Below are 14,903 nucleotides of genomic sequence, written 5' to 3'. Positions count from 1 at the left end.
CGAGGGGAACAAAACCCCTCGGCAATCCGAAACGGCTTCCGACCCCTGCCATCCCACGGCGCGGCCTCCTCCGCGCCGGTCCACTTCCCGCATCCGGGTGACGACGATGATAACCACCATGATCCCTTCGCGCAGCCTGCTCGGCGAGGCCTTCCCGGGTTTCGCGGTCTCGGCGCTGGTCGCGGCCACGGCGCAGTTCCTGTCGGACCATTACGGCGCCCCGGCCATGCTGCTGGCGCTGCTGCTGGGCCTGGCGCTGAACTTCCTGGCCGAGGACGGTACCCGCACCGCGCCCGGCATCGCCTTCACCGCCCGCACGGTCTTGCGGCTGGGGGTGGCGCTGCTGGGGGCGCGGATCTCGGTCGAGATGCTGACGGCGCTGGGGCCGCGCTTGATCGCGCTGGTGGTGGCGGGGGTGGTGCTGACGATCCTGTTCGCGCTTCTTGCCACCCGCTGGGTCGGCCGCGGCTGGCGCTTCGCGCTCTTGACCGGCGGCTCGGTGGCGATCTGCGGCGCCTCGGCCGCCATGGCCATCGCCGCGGTGCTGCCGCGCCACGAGAAATCCGAGCGCGACCTGGTCTTCACCGTCCTGTCCGTCACCGTGCTCTCGACCGTGGCCATGGTGCTTTATCCGATGCTGTCCAACGTCTTCGGCTTCACGGCGCGCGATTCCGGCGTGTTCCTGGGCGGCACCATCCATGACGTGGCCCAGGTGGTCGGCGCCGGGTTCTCTGTCGGCCCCGAGACCGGCGAGACCGCGACGCTGGTCAAGCTGATCCGGGTCTCGATGCTGGCGCCGGTGGTGCTGTGCTTCTCGTTGGTGATCCGGGCGCGCGGGCTGTCCGACACCGACGGCGGCAAGGCGCCGCCCCTGCTGCCGGGCTTCGTCATCGGCTTCCTGGTGCTGGCGGCGCTGAACAGCCTGGGCCTGATTCCGCAGGCGGTCTCGGACTTCGCCGGGCAGCTTTCCCGCTGGGCGCTGCTGATCGCCATCGCCGCGGTGGGGATCAAGACCTCGCTTGGCAAGATGCTCGAGGTCGGCGGCGGCGCCATCGCGCTGATCGTGGCCGAAACCGTGTTCCTGGGCGTCTTCGTCGTCGCCGGCCTGCATTTCCTGGGGTAATGAGATGAAACCGCTCGACCGCATCCACGAGACCGCGAAGGCGTTGAACCGCCATATCATCCTGTCCGAGGGCGAGGATCCCCGCGTCGCCGAGGCCGCCCGCCGGCTGGTCGACCAGGGTCTGGCCCGCGTCACCCTGATGGGCGGACCCGAGATCCCCGGCGTGGGCCGCATCGACCCGGCGGGCGCGCCAGATCTGGCGGAGCTCGCCGAGGAATGGCACCGGCTGCGCGCCGCCAAGGGCATGACTGCCGAGCGGGCGCTGGAGGAGATGCGCGACCCGATCCGCCAGGCGGCGATGCGAGTGCGGCTGGGCCAGGCCGACGGTACGGTGGGCGGTGCGGTCGCCACTACCGCCGACACGGTGCGGGCGGCGCTGCAGATCATCGGCCGCGCGCCGGATGCCGGGATCGTGTCGAGCTTCTTCCTGATGCTGTCCTGCGGGCCCGCGGCGCCGGTCAAGGGCGGGATGATCTTTTCCGATTGCGGGCTGGTGATCCAGCCCGACGCGGCCGAGCTTGCCGCCATCGCGCTTTCCGCCGCCGAAAGCTGCCGGCAGCTTCTGGCCGAGGAGCCGCGGGTGGCGCTTTTGTCCTTCTCGACTGCCGGCTCGGCGGATCATCCGAGCCTGGGCCGGATCCGCGAGGCGCTGGCGCTGATCCGCGCCGCCGCGCCGGATCTGGAGGTGGATGGCGAGATGCAGTTCGACGCGGCGCTGGACGACGCGATCCGGGCGAAGAAGGCGCCGGGAAGCCGGCTGACCGGCCGGCCGAACGTGTTCATCTTCCCGGACCTGGCGGCGGGCAATATCGGCTATAAGATCGCGCAGCGCCTGGGCGGTCTGACCGCCATCGGCCCGATCCTGCAGGGCCTCGCCAAGCCCGCCAACGACCTGTCGCGCGGCTGCTCGGTCCAGGACATCGTCGATGCAAGCGCCGTCACCGCCGTTCAGGCCGGGACGGTGGCGAAGGTGCCGGCCTAGCCGGCCGGATCCCGCAGCGCCTCGGCGATGCGGCGGATGCCCTCGGGGATGCGTTCGGCGGCGATCGAGGAATAGGCCAGCCGGAAGAAGCCCCTGCCGCGCGCGGCCAGCGCGAAGAAGGGCGCCCCCGGCTCGATCAGCACTTCGCGCGCCTTGAGCCGCGCCGCCAGCGCCGCGGAATCGACCCCCTCGGGCGTCGCCAGCCAGAAGCTGGAGCCGCCGGTCGCCTCGGGCGAGGCCAGCCGCAGCCCCTGCTGCGCGATGGCGGCGAGCATCACCTCGCGCCGCCGGGCATAGGCGCGGCGCATCCGGTTCGCCTGCGCGTCGTAATGGCCCAGCGACAGGAAATGCGCCAGCGTGCGCTGCATGTGGCCGGGCGGGTGGCGCAGCACCATGCCGCGCAGCGCCCGCGCCTCGGCGATGACGCGCGGATCGGCCACCACATAGCCCAGCCGCACGCCCGGAAACACCGATTTCGAGAATGAGCCGATATAGATCACCGCTCCGGCCCGGTCGATGGCCTTGAGCGCCGGCGAGGGCGCGCCGGCAAAGGACATCTCGAATTCGTAATCGTCCTCGATCACGGCGAAGCCCTGGGCCTGGGCGCGGGCCAGCAGTTCCTTGCGGCGGGCCAGCGGCATGGTGGAGTTGGTCGGGCATTGGTGGCTGGCGGTGGTGAAGACCGCCGCGACCCCGGGCGGGATGGCGTCGGGCGGCAGGCCGCGCGCATCGACCGGCACCGGCAGGATGCGGGCGCGGCTGGCCAGCAGGATCTCGCGCTGACCGGGATAGGAGGGGTCCTCGATGGCGCAGGAGGCGCCGGGGCGCAACAGCACCTGCGTCACCAGCCACAGCGCGTTCTGCGCCCCCATGGTCAGCAGGATCTCGTCGCGTCCGGCGCTGATGCCGCGCCGGGGCAGGATCTGGCGGGCGATATGGTCGACCAGTTCCGGGTCGTCGGCGTCGTAGAGGTCGCCGGTCAGGCTGTCGAACTCGCGCCGGCCCAGCGCACGCATGGCACAGTCGCGCCAGGCGGCGTGGTCGACCAGCGCCGGATCGGCCTGGCCGTAGACAAAGGGATAGGCGAAGCGGCGCCAGTCGCGTTCGCGATCCGTGCGTTGCGCGCGGGCGAAGCGGCCCTCGAACTGGCTGTCCCAGTCGAAACGCGGCGTGCCCGGGGCAGGGGGCTCGGCCTCGAGCCGCCGCTCGATGCTGTCCGAGATGTAATGCCCCGAACGGTCGCGGCTGGCCAGGTAATCGGTCGAGACGAGTTCCGCGAAAGCCTGCGCCACCGTGACCCGCGCCACGCCCAGATGCCGGGCCAGCGCCCGGGTCGAGGGCAGTTTCTCGCCCGCGCGGAAGCGGCCGGCGGTCACCGCGGCGATGATCTGGCGCCGCAACTGGACCTGCAGCGGCAGACCGGCGGCATGGTCCAGGAAGAAGGCATCGGGGGGAATCGGCATGGGATGATCCGCGGCGGCTGGCGGGGTCCATCAGTTCCCCGAATGCCGCCCCGGATCAAGGGAGTGGATCAAGCGCTCAGCCGAACACCTTGGTCAGCGCCCGGTCGATGGTGTCGGTGATGCGGTCGATGTCGTCCGCCGTAGCGATCAGCGCCGGCGACAGGCAGAGCGTGTTGTTGAAGCCCGGCAGCGAGCGGTTGGTGGCGCCGATGATGACGCCCTGCGCCATGCAGTCGGCCACGACGGCCTGCACCTTCTTCTCGTCCATCGGCTCCTTGCTGGCGCGGTCCGAGACCAGCTCGGCGCCGCAGAACAGGCCCTTGCCGCGCACGTCGCCGATGACCTTGTGCTTCTCCATCAGCGCATTGAGGTTCGAAAGCGTGCGCTCGCCCATGGCGACGGTGTTGGCCAGCAGCCCCTCGTCCTCGATGATGCGCAGGTTCTCGATCGCTGCGACTGGCCCCGAGGTGCAGCCGCCAAAGGTCGAGATGTCGCGGAAGAAGCTCATGCCGTCCTCGGGCTTGTCCTTGAACATCTCGAAGACGCGCTCGGTGGTGACGGTGCAGGAGATCGCCGCATAGCCCGAGGCGACGCCCTTGGCCATGGTGACGAAATCCGGCTCGATCCCGTATTGCTGGTAGCCAAACCAGGTGCCGGTGCGGCCAAGTCCGCAGACCACCTCGTCGATATGCAGCAGGATGTCGTATTTGTGGCAGATCTCCTGCACGCGCTGCCAATAGCCCTCGGGCGGGGTGATGACGCCGCCGCCGGCGGTCACCGGCTCCAGCACCAGGCAGCCGACGGTGTCGGGCCCCTCGCGCAGGATCACCTCTTCGATGGCGTCGGCGGCGCGTTCGCCGTAGTTTTCAACATCCCATTGCTTGCGGTATTCCAGGCAATGCGGCACCCGCACGAAGCCGTCGGGGAAGGGGCCGTAGGCGATGGCGCGCTGGTCCTGGCCCGAGGTCGCCAGCGTGGCGATGGTGGTGCCGTGATAATCGCGGTCGCGATAGAGGATCTTCCATTTCTTGCCGCCGTGATGGTTCGCCGCGATCTGGCGCACCATCTTGTAGACCTTCTCGTTCGCCTCGGAGCCGGAGTTCGAGTAATAGACCCGGCTCATGCCCGGCATCTTCTCGATCAGCTTCTGGGCGAAGATGGCGCCCGGCACGGTGCCCGCCGCGCCGGCGTAATAGTTCAGCTTGACCAGCTGGTCGCGGATCGCATTGGCGATGCTTTCGCGGCCATAGCCGACGTTCACGGTCCAGACCCCGCCCGAGACCGCGTCGAGGAACTCGCGCCCCGTCGCATCCCAAAGTTTCATCCCCTTGCCCTCGACGAAGACGCGCGGGTCGATGGTCTCGTATTGCTTGTGCTGGCTCAGATGGTGCCAGACATGGGTGCGGTCGGCCTCGACCACATGCGACATGTCGTTGGGGTTCAGATCGAGCGTCATGGCCGGACTCCTGCGGATAAAAAGCGTTCTCTCCTGACTGCGCCCGAACGCGGCAAAGTGATAGAGCCAGATTCATCGCATAGATGGGTCCAGAAAGCGAAGCCGTCGCGGGTCGCGGGCCGAATCGGCACCGGAGACGGCGAAGAAACGCTGCTGCCACGGCGCTGTTTCTGCGAGCGCGAGATTTGCGCTGCGCCGCAGCTTACATCTATCACATTGTTTAAATTCATGAATATTGGAGATGGCGGCATGGCCAACCTTATAGACAGATAATCCTATCTATCCGTATAGTTTTGAAAGTTGCCGCATCCAGACCAATGCAACACCAACAACAGGGTTTTCTCATGCTCAATCGTCGTCGCTTCCTGACCACATCCACGCTGGCCGCAGCCGCGCTCGCCGCGCCGGGCCTTGTCACCCGCGCCTTTGCCCAGGGCGCGGCGCTGAAGATCGGCGTGCCGGTGCCGATCTCGGGCGCCTTCGCGGCCAACGGCAAGTTCGCCACCATCGGCGCGCTGATGGCCGCCGAAGAGGTCGCGGCCGCGCATGGCGTCGAGGTCTCGACCCTCGATCTCGATACCGAGGGCAAGCCCGCGACCGCGGTGCGCAAGGTGCAGGACGCGCTGGCGCAGGACGGGGTGAAACTGTTCGCCGGCGGCATCCTGTCGTCGGAATCGCTGGCCATGGGCAAGGAGATCGAGCGCGGCGGCGGCGCCTTCATGACCACCGCCGGCGCCGACGAGATCACCGGCGTCGATTGCAACAAGGCCACCTTTCGCTGGTCGGTGCCGACCTATGGCGCCATCAACGAGACGGTGCGGCCGATCATCGACGCGCTGCCCGATGCCAAGAAATGGTACACGATCACCCCGCAATATGTCTTTGGCGACGGGCTGCTGAACGCCGCCAAGGCGGTGTTTCAGGAAAAGGGCATCGAGCATGTCGGCAACAGCTATCATTCGCTGACCGACAAGGAATTTTCCGGCTACCTGACCAATGCCATCGCCGCCCAGCCCGATGTGCTGCTGCTGCTGAACTTCGGCGCGCAAAGCTCGGACACGCTGCGGCAGGCGGTCAGCTTCGGGCTGAAGCAGCGCATGACCATCGTCGTCGCCTGGGCTTCGGGGCTGGAACAGTTCGAGGCGCTGGGACCGGACATCTGCGAGGGCGTCTATTTCGGCGCGCAATACTGGCACGGTGCCGACTCGACGCTGAACCGCGAACTGGTCAAGAAGGTGCAGGAAAAGCACGGCTTCAACCCGAACTATTCCTTCGCCGGTTCCTATATCTGCGCGAAACTGCTGCTGGAAGCCGCGGTCAAGGCCGGCTCGCCGGACGGCGCGGGGGTCGCCGCGGCGCTTGGCGGGCTGAAATACCAGGGCCTGACCGGCGAGGAGGAGATCCGCGCCGCCGACCACCAGGTCATCAAGGATTACTACCTGCTCAAGGGCAAGCCCAAAGCCGACATGGCCGACAAGGACGATTACGCCGAGATCATCAGCGCCGGCAAATCCTTCCTGTCGCCCGAGGATGCCGGCTGCAAGATGCCCGCCTGATCCCCCGCCTCCCCGCGCGGCCGCCGGTCGCGCGGGGCCTTTTCGCCCGGTTTCAGGGAGAAGCCCGTGATCTACCTTTTCCAGGTTCTGAACGGCATCGGTCTGGGGATGCTGTATTTCCTGCTCGCCGTCGGCCTCAGCGTCATCTTCGGCCTGTTGCAATTCGTGAACTTCGCCCATGGCGCCTTCTACCTGCTGGGCGCCTATCTGACCTATGACCTGACCACGCGCGGCTTCGGCTTCTGGGCCGCCATGCCGCTGGCCACGCTGATCGTCGCCGGCATCGCCGCGCTGATCGAGGCGGTGCTGCTGCATCGCATCTACAAGCTGCCGCACACCTTCCACATCCTGGTGACCGTGGGCCTGGCGCTGGTCGTGCAGGAACTGGTCATCATCGCCTGGGGGCCGCTGGGCGGCTCGGTGCCGGCGCCCGAGGGGCTGCAGGGCGTCGTCATCCTGGGCGATTTCATCTATCCGCAATATCGCCTCTTCACCATCGGCTTCACCGCCGTGCTGGCCGGGCTGCTCTGGTGGCTCCTGGAGGGCACGCGGCTGGGCGCCATCGTGCGCGGCGGCTCGGAATCGCCGGCGAACATGGCGCTTCTGGGTTACAACACGCTGCGCATCAACACCGCCGTCTTCGGCTTCGGTGCCGGGCTTGCCGGGCTGGCGGGCGCACTGGCCGCGCCGATCCGCGGCGTCGAGCCCTTCATGGGCATCGAGGCGCTTTCCGTCGCCTTCGTGGTCGTGGTGATCGGCGGCATGGGCAGCTATACCGGCGCGCTGGTCGCCGGCCTGCTGGTCGGGGTGGTGCAAAGCGTCATGACCACGCTTTGGCCCGAGGGCGCGCGGCTGATGATCTATGTCGGCATGGCGCTGGTCATCGCGCTGATGCCGCGCGGCCTGCTGGGGAGGGCATGAGCATGAACCCGCTTGACAAACCCTGGGCGCAACTGGCGCTGGCGCTGCTGGCCGTTCTGGTGCTGCCGCTGTTTCTGAAATCCGGCATCCTGGCGACCGAGATCCTGATCTTCGCCATGGTCGTCGCGGCCTGCAACCTGCTGCTGGGCTATACGGGCCTGCTGTCCTTCGGCCAGGGCATCTTCTTCGGCATCGGCACCTATGCGGCGGGCATCTGCCTGACGCGCTGGCAGATCCCGGTGCCCTTGGTGCTGGCCGGCGCGGCGGTGCTTGGCGCGGCCACCGCCACGCTGGTCGGCTGGCTGTCGATCCGCCGGCAGGGGGTCTATTTCGTCATGCTGACGCTGGCCTTCTCGCAGCTGTTCTATTTCGTCGCCTATACGTTCAGCGGCGTGACCGGCGGCGACAACGGGCTTCTGGGCGTGCCCCGGCCCTCCATCGCCGGCACGGCGCTGAACGCGCCCTGGTCCTATTACACCTTCGTCGCGGTCTGCTTCGTGGCGGTGTTCGCGATCCTGGTCGTGGTGACGCAATCGACCTTCGGCCGCACCCTGCTGGCGATCCGCGAGAACGAGGGCCGCGCCGCCGCCATCGGCTTCCCGACCCGGCTGTTCAAGATCGAGGCTTTCGCCATTTCGGGCGCGGTCACCGCCTTCGGCGGCGCGCTCCATGCCATGCTGATCGGCGTCGCGCCCCTGTCGAACATCGAATACCACACCAGCGAACTGATCCTGATCATGACCATCATCGGCGGCAGCTCCAGCCTGTTCGGCTCGATGCTGGGGGCGGGGTTCTACCTGCTTCTGGCCGACGCGCTCTCGACCGTCTGGCCGCGCTGGCTGCTGCTTCTGGGCCTGGTGCTGGTCGCCGTGGCGCTGTTCCTGCAACGCGGGCTCTGGGGGCTGGTCGAGCGCGGCTACGATCTGGTCTTCCGCCGCCAGCGCGCGCCCGAAACCCCGGCCGAGGAGCATTGAAGATGACCGACATCGCCTTGCAGACCCGCGGCCTCGGGGTCAAATACGGCACCTTCCACGCGCTGGCCGACGTGGATCTGCAGATCCGCCGCAACTCGGTCCATTCGATCATCGGCCCGAACGGCGCCGGCAAGACCACGCTGTTTCACGCCCTGACCGGGCGGGTGCGGGCCTCGTCCGGCCGGATCGAGCTGGATGGGCGCGACATCACCGACACCTCGGACGACGACCGGGTGCGGCTGGGGATCGCACGCTCGTTCCAGGTCACCAGCCTGTTTCCGAACCTGACCCTGCGCGAGAACCTGCGGCTGGCCGCCCAGGGCCGCACGCCCTGGGCGGCGCTCGTCCCCTGGCGGCGGGCGGAAACGAACACCGAGGCGCTGGCCATCGTCGACGAAGTGACGGCGCGGCTGGAGCTGGGCCCGGTCGCGAACCGGTTGGCGGGCGAGCTGTCGCATGGCCAGCAGCGCCGGCTGGAGGTCGGCATGGCCATGGCGGCGCGGCCGCGCGTCATCCTGCTGGACGAGCCGACATCCGGCATGGGCATCGACGACATCGAGGCGATGAAGCAGCTGATCCGCGACCTGGGCCGCGACCATACCGTGCTGTTCATCGAGCATAACATGGGCATCGTCATGAACATCTCGGACATGGTCACGGTGATGCGGCTGGGCCGCAAGCTGGTCGAGGGTCCGCCCGCCCAGGTCCGCGACGACCCCGAGGTGCAGCGCGCCTATCTGGGCAACATGATCACGGGGGACATCGCATGACCGCCGCGCTGAAACTGACCGATCTGCATGCCTATTACGGCAAGAGCCACATCCTGCAGGGCGTCACGCTGGAGGTCGGGCCGGGCGAGATCGTCACCCTGCTGGGCCGCAACGGCGCCGGCAAAAGCACGACGCTAAAAACCGCCGTGGGGCTGATCACGCCGCGGCAGGGCCGGGTGGAACTGGCCGGTCGCGACATGACCGGCCAGCCGGCGCATCGCATCGCCGCTGCCGGGCTGTCGCTGGTGCCCGAGGATCGCGGCATCTTCCAGCTGCTGACCGTCGAGGAGAACCTGCGCATCGCCGAGAAGCGCGGCTCGCCCTGGTCGCTTGGCGACATCTACCGCATCTTCCCGCGCCTCGAGGAGCGCAGGAAGAACGGCGGCGGCCAGCTTTCGGGCGGCGAGCAGCAGATGCTTTCCATCGCCCGGGCGCTGCTGAACGGTCCCAAGGTGCTGATGCTCGACGAGCCGGTCGAGGGCCTGGCCCCGATCATCGTCGAGGAGATCGTCGCCCAGATCCGCCTGATCCGCGAGGCCGGCGTGCCGATCCTGCTGGTCGAGCAGAACCTGGCGGTCTGCAGCCAGCTGGCCGATCGGCATTACATCCTGGAACTCGGCCGCATCGTGCATTGCGCCAGTGCCGCTGAGTTCCGCAGCGACCCCGATACCATCGACCGCTATCTGGGCGTGAAGGCATAAGGAAAACCCATGTCTAACCTGAATATCGACGCTGCCCGGCTGTGGGACAGCCTGATGGAGACGGCGCAGATCGGGGCCACGCCGGATGGCGGCATCGCCCGGCTGACGCTGTCCGAGGACGACCGCCGGGTGCGCGACTGGCTGCGCGCCCAATGCGACGCGCTGGGGCTGAGCATGACCGTGGACGAGGCCGGCAACATGTTCGCCACCCGGCCCGGCACCCGCGCGGACCTGCCCGCCATCGCCATGGGCAGCCACCTGGACACCCAGCCGACCGGCGGCAAGTTCGACGGCGTGCTGGGGGTGCTGGCGGGGCTCGAGGTGCTGCGCACGCTCGACGCCGCCGGCTACCAGACCGAGGCGCCGTTGATGCTGGTCAACTGGACCAACGAGGAGGGCTCGCGCTTTTCGCCGGCCATGCTTGGTTCGGGCATCTGGGCCGGGGTCTATGGCCGCGACTATGGCGACGCGCGGGTGGATGCCCGCGGCGACAGCTTCGGCGCCAGCCTCGACCGCATCGGCTATCGCGGCGAGGCCGAGGCGGGGTCCGTCCGCTTCGGCGCCATGTTCGAGCTGCATATCGAGCAGGGCCCGATCCTCGAGGCCGAGGGGGTGCGGATCGGCGTGGTGCAGGGCATCCAGGGCATGCGCTGGTTCGAACTGACGCTGATCGGCACGGCGGCGCATACCGGCTCGACCCCGATGGCGATGCGCCGCAACGCGCTGCTGGGCATGGCGCGGGTGATCGAGGGCATCGACCGCATCGCCAAGGCGCACCCGGACGCCGTGGGCAGCATCGGCTTTCTGGAAATCACCCCGAACTCGCATAACGTGATCCCCGGGCAGGTGCGCGCCACCATCGACCTGCGCCACCCCTCGGATGCGGTGCTGGACCGGATGCAGGCCGAGGTCGAGGCGCTGGTGCGCGATGCCGCCGAAGCGGTCGGGCTGGAAAGCCGGCTGGAGCAGATCTCGCGCACCGCGCCGGTGGTGTTCGACGCCGGATGCATCGCCTCGGTCAGGGCGGGGGCAAAGGCGGCGGGTTACTCGACGCGCGACATCATCTCGGGCGCCGGCCATGACGCCGCGCATGCCGCGGCCGTGGCGCCGACGACGATGATCTTCGTGCCCTGCAAGGACGGGCTGAGCCACAACCCCGCGGAATCGACCGAGCCCGCGGAATGCGCCGCCGGCGCGCAGGTGCTGCTGGACGCGGTGCTGGACTACGACCGCCGCACGGCCGAGGCCCGCAACGGGGCCGCCGCATGACCCGCCTTGTCCTGGCCCGGCTGAACCACGAGACCAACAGCTTCTCGCCGGTCAAGACCCCGCTGGCCGCCTTTGCCCCGAAATGGGGCGAGGAGGCGCTGGCCGCGGCCGCGACCTATCCCGCCGCCATCGGCGCCTTCCACGCCTTCGCCCGCCGCATCGGCGCCGAAATCGAGGTGCCGCTGATCGCTCATGCCATGCCCTCGGGGCCGGTCGAGGACGAAGCCTTCGAGGCCATGGCGCAGGCCATCCTGACGTCGGTGGAAAAGGGCTGCGACGGCATCCTGCTGGACCTGCACGGCGCCATGGTCACCCGCAGCCATGACGATGGCGAGGGCGAGCTTTTGCGCCGCGTCCGCGCGGCGGCTCCGGGCGTGCCCATCGGCGTGGCGCTGGACCTGCACGGCAACATCACCCAAGCCATGCTGGACCATTGCGACCTGATCGCGGGCTTCAAGACCTATCCGCATGTGGACATGGTCGAGACCGGCGAGCATGTCGCGCGCCTGTTCGAGCCGCTGCTTTCCGGCCGCCCGCGCCCGGCCATGGCGCTCTGCCATCCGCCGATGCTGGCGGCGACGCTGTGCATGAACACCACCACCGATTGCGCCATGACCGACCTGATCGCGCTGGCCCGGCAGGCCGAGACGCGGCCCGGCGTGGAGGCGGTGACGGTGTTTGGCGGCTTTCCGATCTCGGATCTGGCCGAGACCGGCCTCTCCATCGTCACCGTCGCCGACACGCCCGAGCTTGCCCGCGCGGTCGCGAGTGAGCTTGGCCGCGAGGCATGGCGGCGGCGCGCAGAATATGTCTATGCCGAGGAGCCCCTGGGGCAGTCCATCGCCCGCGCCGCCGCGCTGGCGGACGGTTCGGCGCCGGTGCTGCTTCTGGACCATGGCGACAATTGCATGTCGGGCGGCAGCTGCGACGTGATGGACGTGCTCGAGGCACTGCTGGCCGCCGGGCAGCGGGGCATCCTGGTCGGCCCGATTGCCGACCCCGAGACCGTGGCGCAGCTTTTCGCCGCGGGCGAGGGGGCGGCGGTCGAGATCCGGCTGGGCAACAAGACCCCGGCCGAGGGCCTGCCGGCGCCGCGCCCGCCGCTGCGGCTGAAAGGCCGGGTCGCGGCGCTGTCGGACGGGCGCTATCGCGTCGCCGGGCCGATCTATCACGGGCAGGAGCTGTCGATGGGCCGCGCCGCCGCCGTGGACATCGGTGCCGCGCGCATCGTGATCTGCGAGGAACCGCACGAACCGCTGGACCTGGGCTGCTTCTCCTGCCTGGGGCTCGACGCCGCGCAGGCGCGTTTCCTGCACCTGAAATCGCGCATGTATTGCCGCCCGGTCTTCGAGCCGCTGGCCAAGGCGGTGGTGGAATGCGCAAGCTCGGGTGTAACCGCTTCGGATTACGGTCTGTTCGCTTTCAAAAAACTCGCCCGGCCCATATATCCGCTGGACCCGGGGACAATCTGGCAAGGCTGAAGCATCGCATGGATCACGACGCGCCGGCAGGCAAGGAACGCAGGCTGACCCGCATCAAGCTGTCGGATCAGGTGGCCGAGGACATCCGCCGCCGCATCGCCCGGGACGGCCTGCTGCCCGGCGACCGCCTGCCGCATGAGCGCGCGCTGATGGAGCATTACGGCTGCTCGAAAGGCACCATCCGCGAGGCGCTGAAGGCGCTGGAGGTCGAGGGGCTGGTGCGCATGCTCTCGGGTCCGAACGGCGGGCCCGAGATCCAGCCCGCCTCGATCGACATCGTCACCCAGCAGCTGCGGCAATACCTGCATTTCCAGAAGATCGACTTCGCCCAGGTCTACGAGCTGCGCCAATCGCTGGAGGTCAGCCTGGCCCGCAACGTCATCGGCAAGCTGACCTCCGCGCATTTTTGCCGGCTCGAACAGAACATCCGCATCTGCGAAGCGGCGAACGCGGCGCAGGACCGCGCCGTGGTCCGCCGGGCCGAGACCGAGTTCCACGACATCCTCTGCGAGGCCTCGGACAACGTGATTCTGGTCTTCATGTGCCGCTTCCTGAACAGCATGTTGCGCGACTTGGTCAGCTATCGCAGCGAAAGCATGCGCGAGCACGAGATCTTCGGCGAGGCGAATATCGAAAGCCACCGGCAATTGCTGGCCGCCTTCCGCGCCAAGGACGGCGATACGGCGGCCCAAATCATGCATGACCACATGTGCTGCGCCGAAAGCTACATGCGCCGGCTGGATGCGTCGTTCCGCTCGGACCTGCTGAGCCGGTTCTGAAACGGAAGATCCCGGCCGCAAGGGGCCGGGACCGGGATTTGTCAGCGCGGCCCGGGGGCCGGGATCAGAACGGGATGTCGTCGTCGAAATCGGGACGGCTCTGCGACTGCCCGCCGCCGGACGGGCTGCCGCCCGAGGCGCCGCCGCCATAGCCGCCGCCGCCATAACCCTCGTCGCGGCCCCCGCCGCCGCCGCCGGCGCCACGGCCGTCAAGCATGTGCAATTCGCTGCGGAAGGGGCGCAGGGCGACCTCGGTCGAATAGCGGTCGTTGCCGCTCTGGTCCTGCCATTTGCGGGTTTCGAGCTGGCCCTCGACATAGACCTTGGAGCCCTTTTTCAGGTATTGCTCGGCCACGCGGACCAGCGGCTCGGAATAGATCGCCACCGTGTGCCATTCCGTGCGCTCGCGCCGCTCGCCGGTATTGCGATCCTTCCAGGTTTCGGACGTCGCGATGCGCAGGTTGGCGACCTTGCCGCCGCTGGGGAAGGTGCGGATTTCCGGGTCCTGACCCAGATTGCCGACCAGGATCACCTTGTTCACGCTGCCTGCCATGCTGCGGTCCTTTTCTTGGGTTTGTCTTGCGCGGGTGTAGCGCGGAGGCCCCGCTTACGGTAGCGCGCCGATAAGCGGAAGGGCTTATCGGCGGAAATCCGCCGAATAATTCGGCCGCCACGGCCGCGTGCAATCCTTTTGCGGCACCCGCCCGGCTTTGCGCTATAGTGCAGCACAAAAAAACACGACGGCATGCATGAGGGACCAGAGATGCTTTCACGCAATCGGGCGATGCTGCGCCAGTTTGGTCGGGCGGTGATCGCCCTGACGATTTCGGCCGGGCTGGTCGCGCCAGCCGCGGCCGAGGGGCTGCGGCTGCAGGTGAAAAGCGGCAAGTCGCGGCTGGCGCAGTTCGAGCGCCAGACCCGGCTGATGGATTCGCGCCTGGCCGGGCAATACCAGCAATCGGCGCGGCTGCGCCCCGGTGGCACCTCGACGAAAAGCGTGGTCGAACTGGATCTGCCTTCCGCCGTTCCCGCCTATCGCGGCAGCCGGCGCAGCCAGTATCTGCCCCATGCCCGTGCCATGGCCCGCAAGCACGGCATCCCCGAGGATCTGTTCCTGCGGCTGGTGCAGCAGGAATCGGGCTGGAATCCCTCGGCGCGCTCGCACAAGGGGGCGCGGGGGCTGGCGCAGCTTATGCCCGGCACCGCCGCCAAGCTGGGCGTCGATCCGAACGACCCGGTGCAGAATCTGGAAGGCGGCGCGCGCTACCTGCGCATGATGTACAACACCTTCGGCAGCTGGCGGCTGGCGCTGGCGGCCTATAATGCCGGGCCGGCGGCGGTGGCGAAATATGGCGGCGTGCCGCCCTATCGCGAGACGCGCAACTACGTCCGCATCATCCACGGCGGCTGAGGCTCCAGGGCCGGGCG

14 protein-coding genes are annotated in these 14,903 nt (G+C 68.4%); 11 read left to right on the top strand and 3 right to left on the bottom strand.

Going from position 1 to position 14,903, the window contains the following annotated elements:
• Nucleotides 1-106: 106 nt before the first annotated feature.
• Both ACFOMP_RS19445 and pta read left to right on the top strand, forming a co-directional pair.
• Nucleotides 107-1,123 (top strand): YeiH family protein, encoded by a 1,017-nt coding sequence (locus ACFOMP_RS19445; protein WP_289895535.1) that lies wholly within the window; start codon nucleotides 107-109, stop codon nucleotides 1,121-1,123.
• Between the two features lie 4 nt (nucleotides 1,124-1,127).
• The gene (pta, locus tag ACFOMP_RS19440) at nucleotides 1,128-2,105 is read left to right on the top strand and encodes a phosphate acetyltransferase (protein ID WP_289895534.1); all 978 of its coding nucleotides are present in this window, start codon (nucleotides 1,128-1,130) and stop codon (nucleotides 2,103-2,105) included.
• On the opposite strand, the gene pdxR is transcribed toward pta, so the two are convergent.
• Together pdxR and tpa are read right to left on the bottom strand one after the other, a co-directional pair.
• The gene (gene pdxR, locus ACFOMP_RS19435) at nucleotides 2,102-3,568 is read right to left on the bottom strand and encodes a MocR-like pyridoxine biosynthesis transcription factor PdxR (protein WP_379033639.1); all 1,467 of its coding nucleotides are present in this window, start codon (nucleotides 3,566-3,568) and stop codon (nucleotides 2,102-2,104) included. The genes pta and pdxR overlap by 4 nt on opposite strands.
• Before the next feature lie 76 nt (nucleotides 3,569-3,644).
• On the bottom strand, nucleotides 3,645-5,024 hold the full coding sequence (gene tpa / locus ACFOMP_RS19430; protein ID WP_379033636.1) for a hypotaurine--pyruvate aminotransferase Tpa: 1,380 nt from the start codon (nucleotides 5,022-5,024) through the stop codon (nucleotides 3,645-3,647).
• Between the two features lie 344 nt (nucleotides 5,025-5,368).
• Between tpa and ACFOMP_RS19425 the strand changes: the two genes are divergently transcribed.
• The 8 genes from ACFOMP_RS19425 to ACFOMP_RS19390 all read left to right on the top strand — a co-directional run bounded on the left by ACFOMP_RS19425 (nucleotide 5,369) and on the right by ACFOMP_RS19390 (nucleotide 13,475).
• Nucleotides 5,369-6,580 (top strand): ABC transporter substrate-binding protein, encoded by a 1,212-nt coding sequence (locus ACFOMP_RS19425; protein WP_379033633.1) that lies wholly within the window; start codon nucleotides 5,369-5,371, stop codon nucleotides 6,578-6,580.
• 66 nt (nucleotides 6,581-6,646) lie between these two features.
• A complete protein-coding gene (locus ACFOMP_RS19420; protein ID WP_289895530.1) occupies nucleotides 6,647-7,501 on the top strand; it encodes a branched-chain amino acid ABC transporter permease in 855 nt (284 codons plus the stop codon).
• A 2-nt stretch (nucleotides 7,502-7,503) separates the two neighbouring features.
• The gene (locus tag ACFOMP_RS19415; RefSeq protein ID WP_379033630.1) at nucleotides 7,504-8,475 is read left to right on the top strand and encodes a branched-chain amino acid ABC transporter permease; all 972 of its coding nucleotides are present in this window, start codon (nucleotides 7,504-7,506) and stop codon (nucleotides 8,473-8,475) included.
• A 2-nt stretch (nucleotides 8,476-8,477) separates the two neighbouring features.
• Nucleotides 8,478-9,245, top strand: a complete 768-nt coding sequence (locus ACFOMP_RS19410) for an ABC transporter ATP-binding protein (RefSeq protein WP_379033627.1) — start codon at nucleotides 8,478-8,480, stop codon at nucleotides 9,243-9,245.
• The gene (locus ACFOMP_RS19405; RefSeq protein ID WP_289895527.1) at nucleotides 9,242-9,946 is read left to right on the top strand and encodes an ABC transporter ATP-binding protein; all 705 of its coding nucleotides are present in this window, start codon (nucleotides 9,242-9,244) and stop codon (nucleotides 9,944-9,946) included. The genes ACFOMP_RS19410 and ACFOMP_RS19405 overlap by 4 nt, the downstream gene beginning before the upstream one ends.
• Before the next feature lie 9 nt (nucleotides 9,947-9,955).
• The gene (locus ACFOMP_RS19400; RefSeq protein ID WP_379033625.1) at nucleotides 9,956-11,215 is read left to right on the top strand and encodes a Zn-dependent hydrolase; all 1,260 of its coding nucleotides are present in this window, start codon (nucleotides 9,956-9,958) and stop codon (nucleotides 11,213-11,215) included.
• Nucleotides 11,212-12,696, top strand: a complete 1,485-nt coding sequence (locus ACFOMP_RS19395; RefSeq protein ID WP_379033623.1) for a M81 family metallopeptidase — start codon at nucleotides 11,212-11,214, stop codon at nucleotides 12,694-12,696. The genes ACFOMP_RS19400 and ACFOMP_RS19395 overlap by 4 nt, the downstream gene beginning before the upstream one ends.
• Before the next feature lie 8 nt (nucleotides 12,697-12,704).
• Nucleotides 12,705-13,475 carry a FadR/GntR family transcriptional regulator gene (locus ACFOMP_RS19390; protein ID WP_379033621.1) on the top strand — a complete coding sequence of 257 codons (771 nt, stop codon included), beginning with the start codon at nucleotides 12,705-12,707 and terminating at the stop codon, nucleotides 13,473-13,475.
• 64 nt (nucleotides 13,476-13,539) lie between these two features.
• Here ACFOMP_RS19390 and ssb read toward each other — a convergent pair whose 3' ends face one another.
• Nucleotides 13,540-14,028 carry a single-stranded DNA-binding protein gene (gene ssb, locus ACFOMP_RS19385; RefSeq protein ID WP_379033619.1) on the bottom strand — a complete coding sequence of 163 codons (489 nt, stop codon included), beginning with the start codon at nucleotides 14,026-14,028 and terminating at the stop codon, nucleotides 13,540-13,542.
• 210 nt (nucleotides 14,029-14,238) lie between these two features.
• Here ssb and ACFOMP_RS19380 point away from each other — a divergent pair, with 210 nt between their 5' ends.
• On the top strand, nucleotides 14,239-14,886 hold the full coding sequence (locus ACFOMP_RS19380; protein ID WP_379033617.1) for a lytic transglycosylase domain-containing protein: 648 nt from the start codon (nucleotides 14,239-14,241) through the stop codon (nucleotides 14,884-14,886).
• Nucleotides 14,887-14,903: the final 17 nt, after the last annotated feature.

The organism is Paracoccus simplex (genome assembly GCF_042648325.1).
In the GTDB taxonomy this organism is placed as follows: domain Bacteria; phylum Pseudomonadota; class Alphaproteobacteria; order Rhodobacterales; family Rhodobacteraceae; genus Paracoccus; species Paracoccus simplex.
Note: the sequence above shows the minus strand (reverse complement) of the source record. Positions and strands in the feature narration are given on the sequence as shown.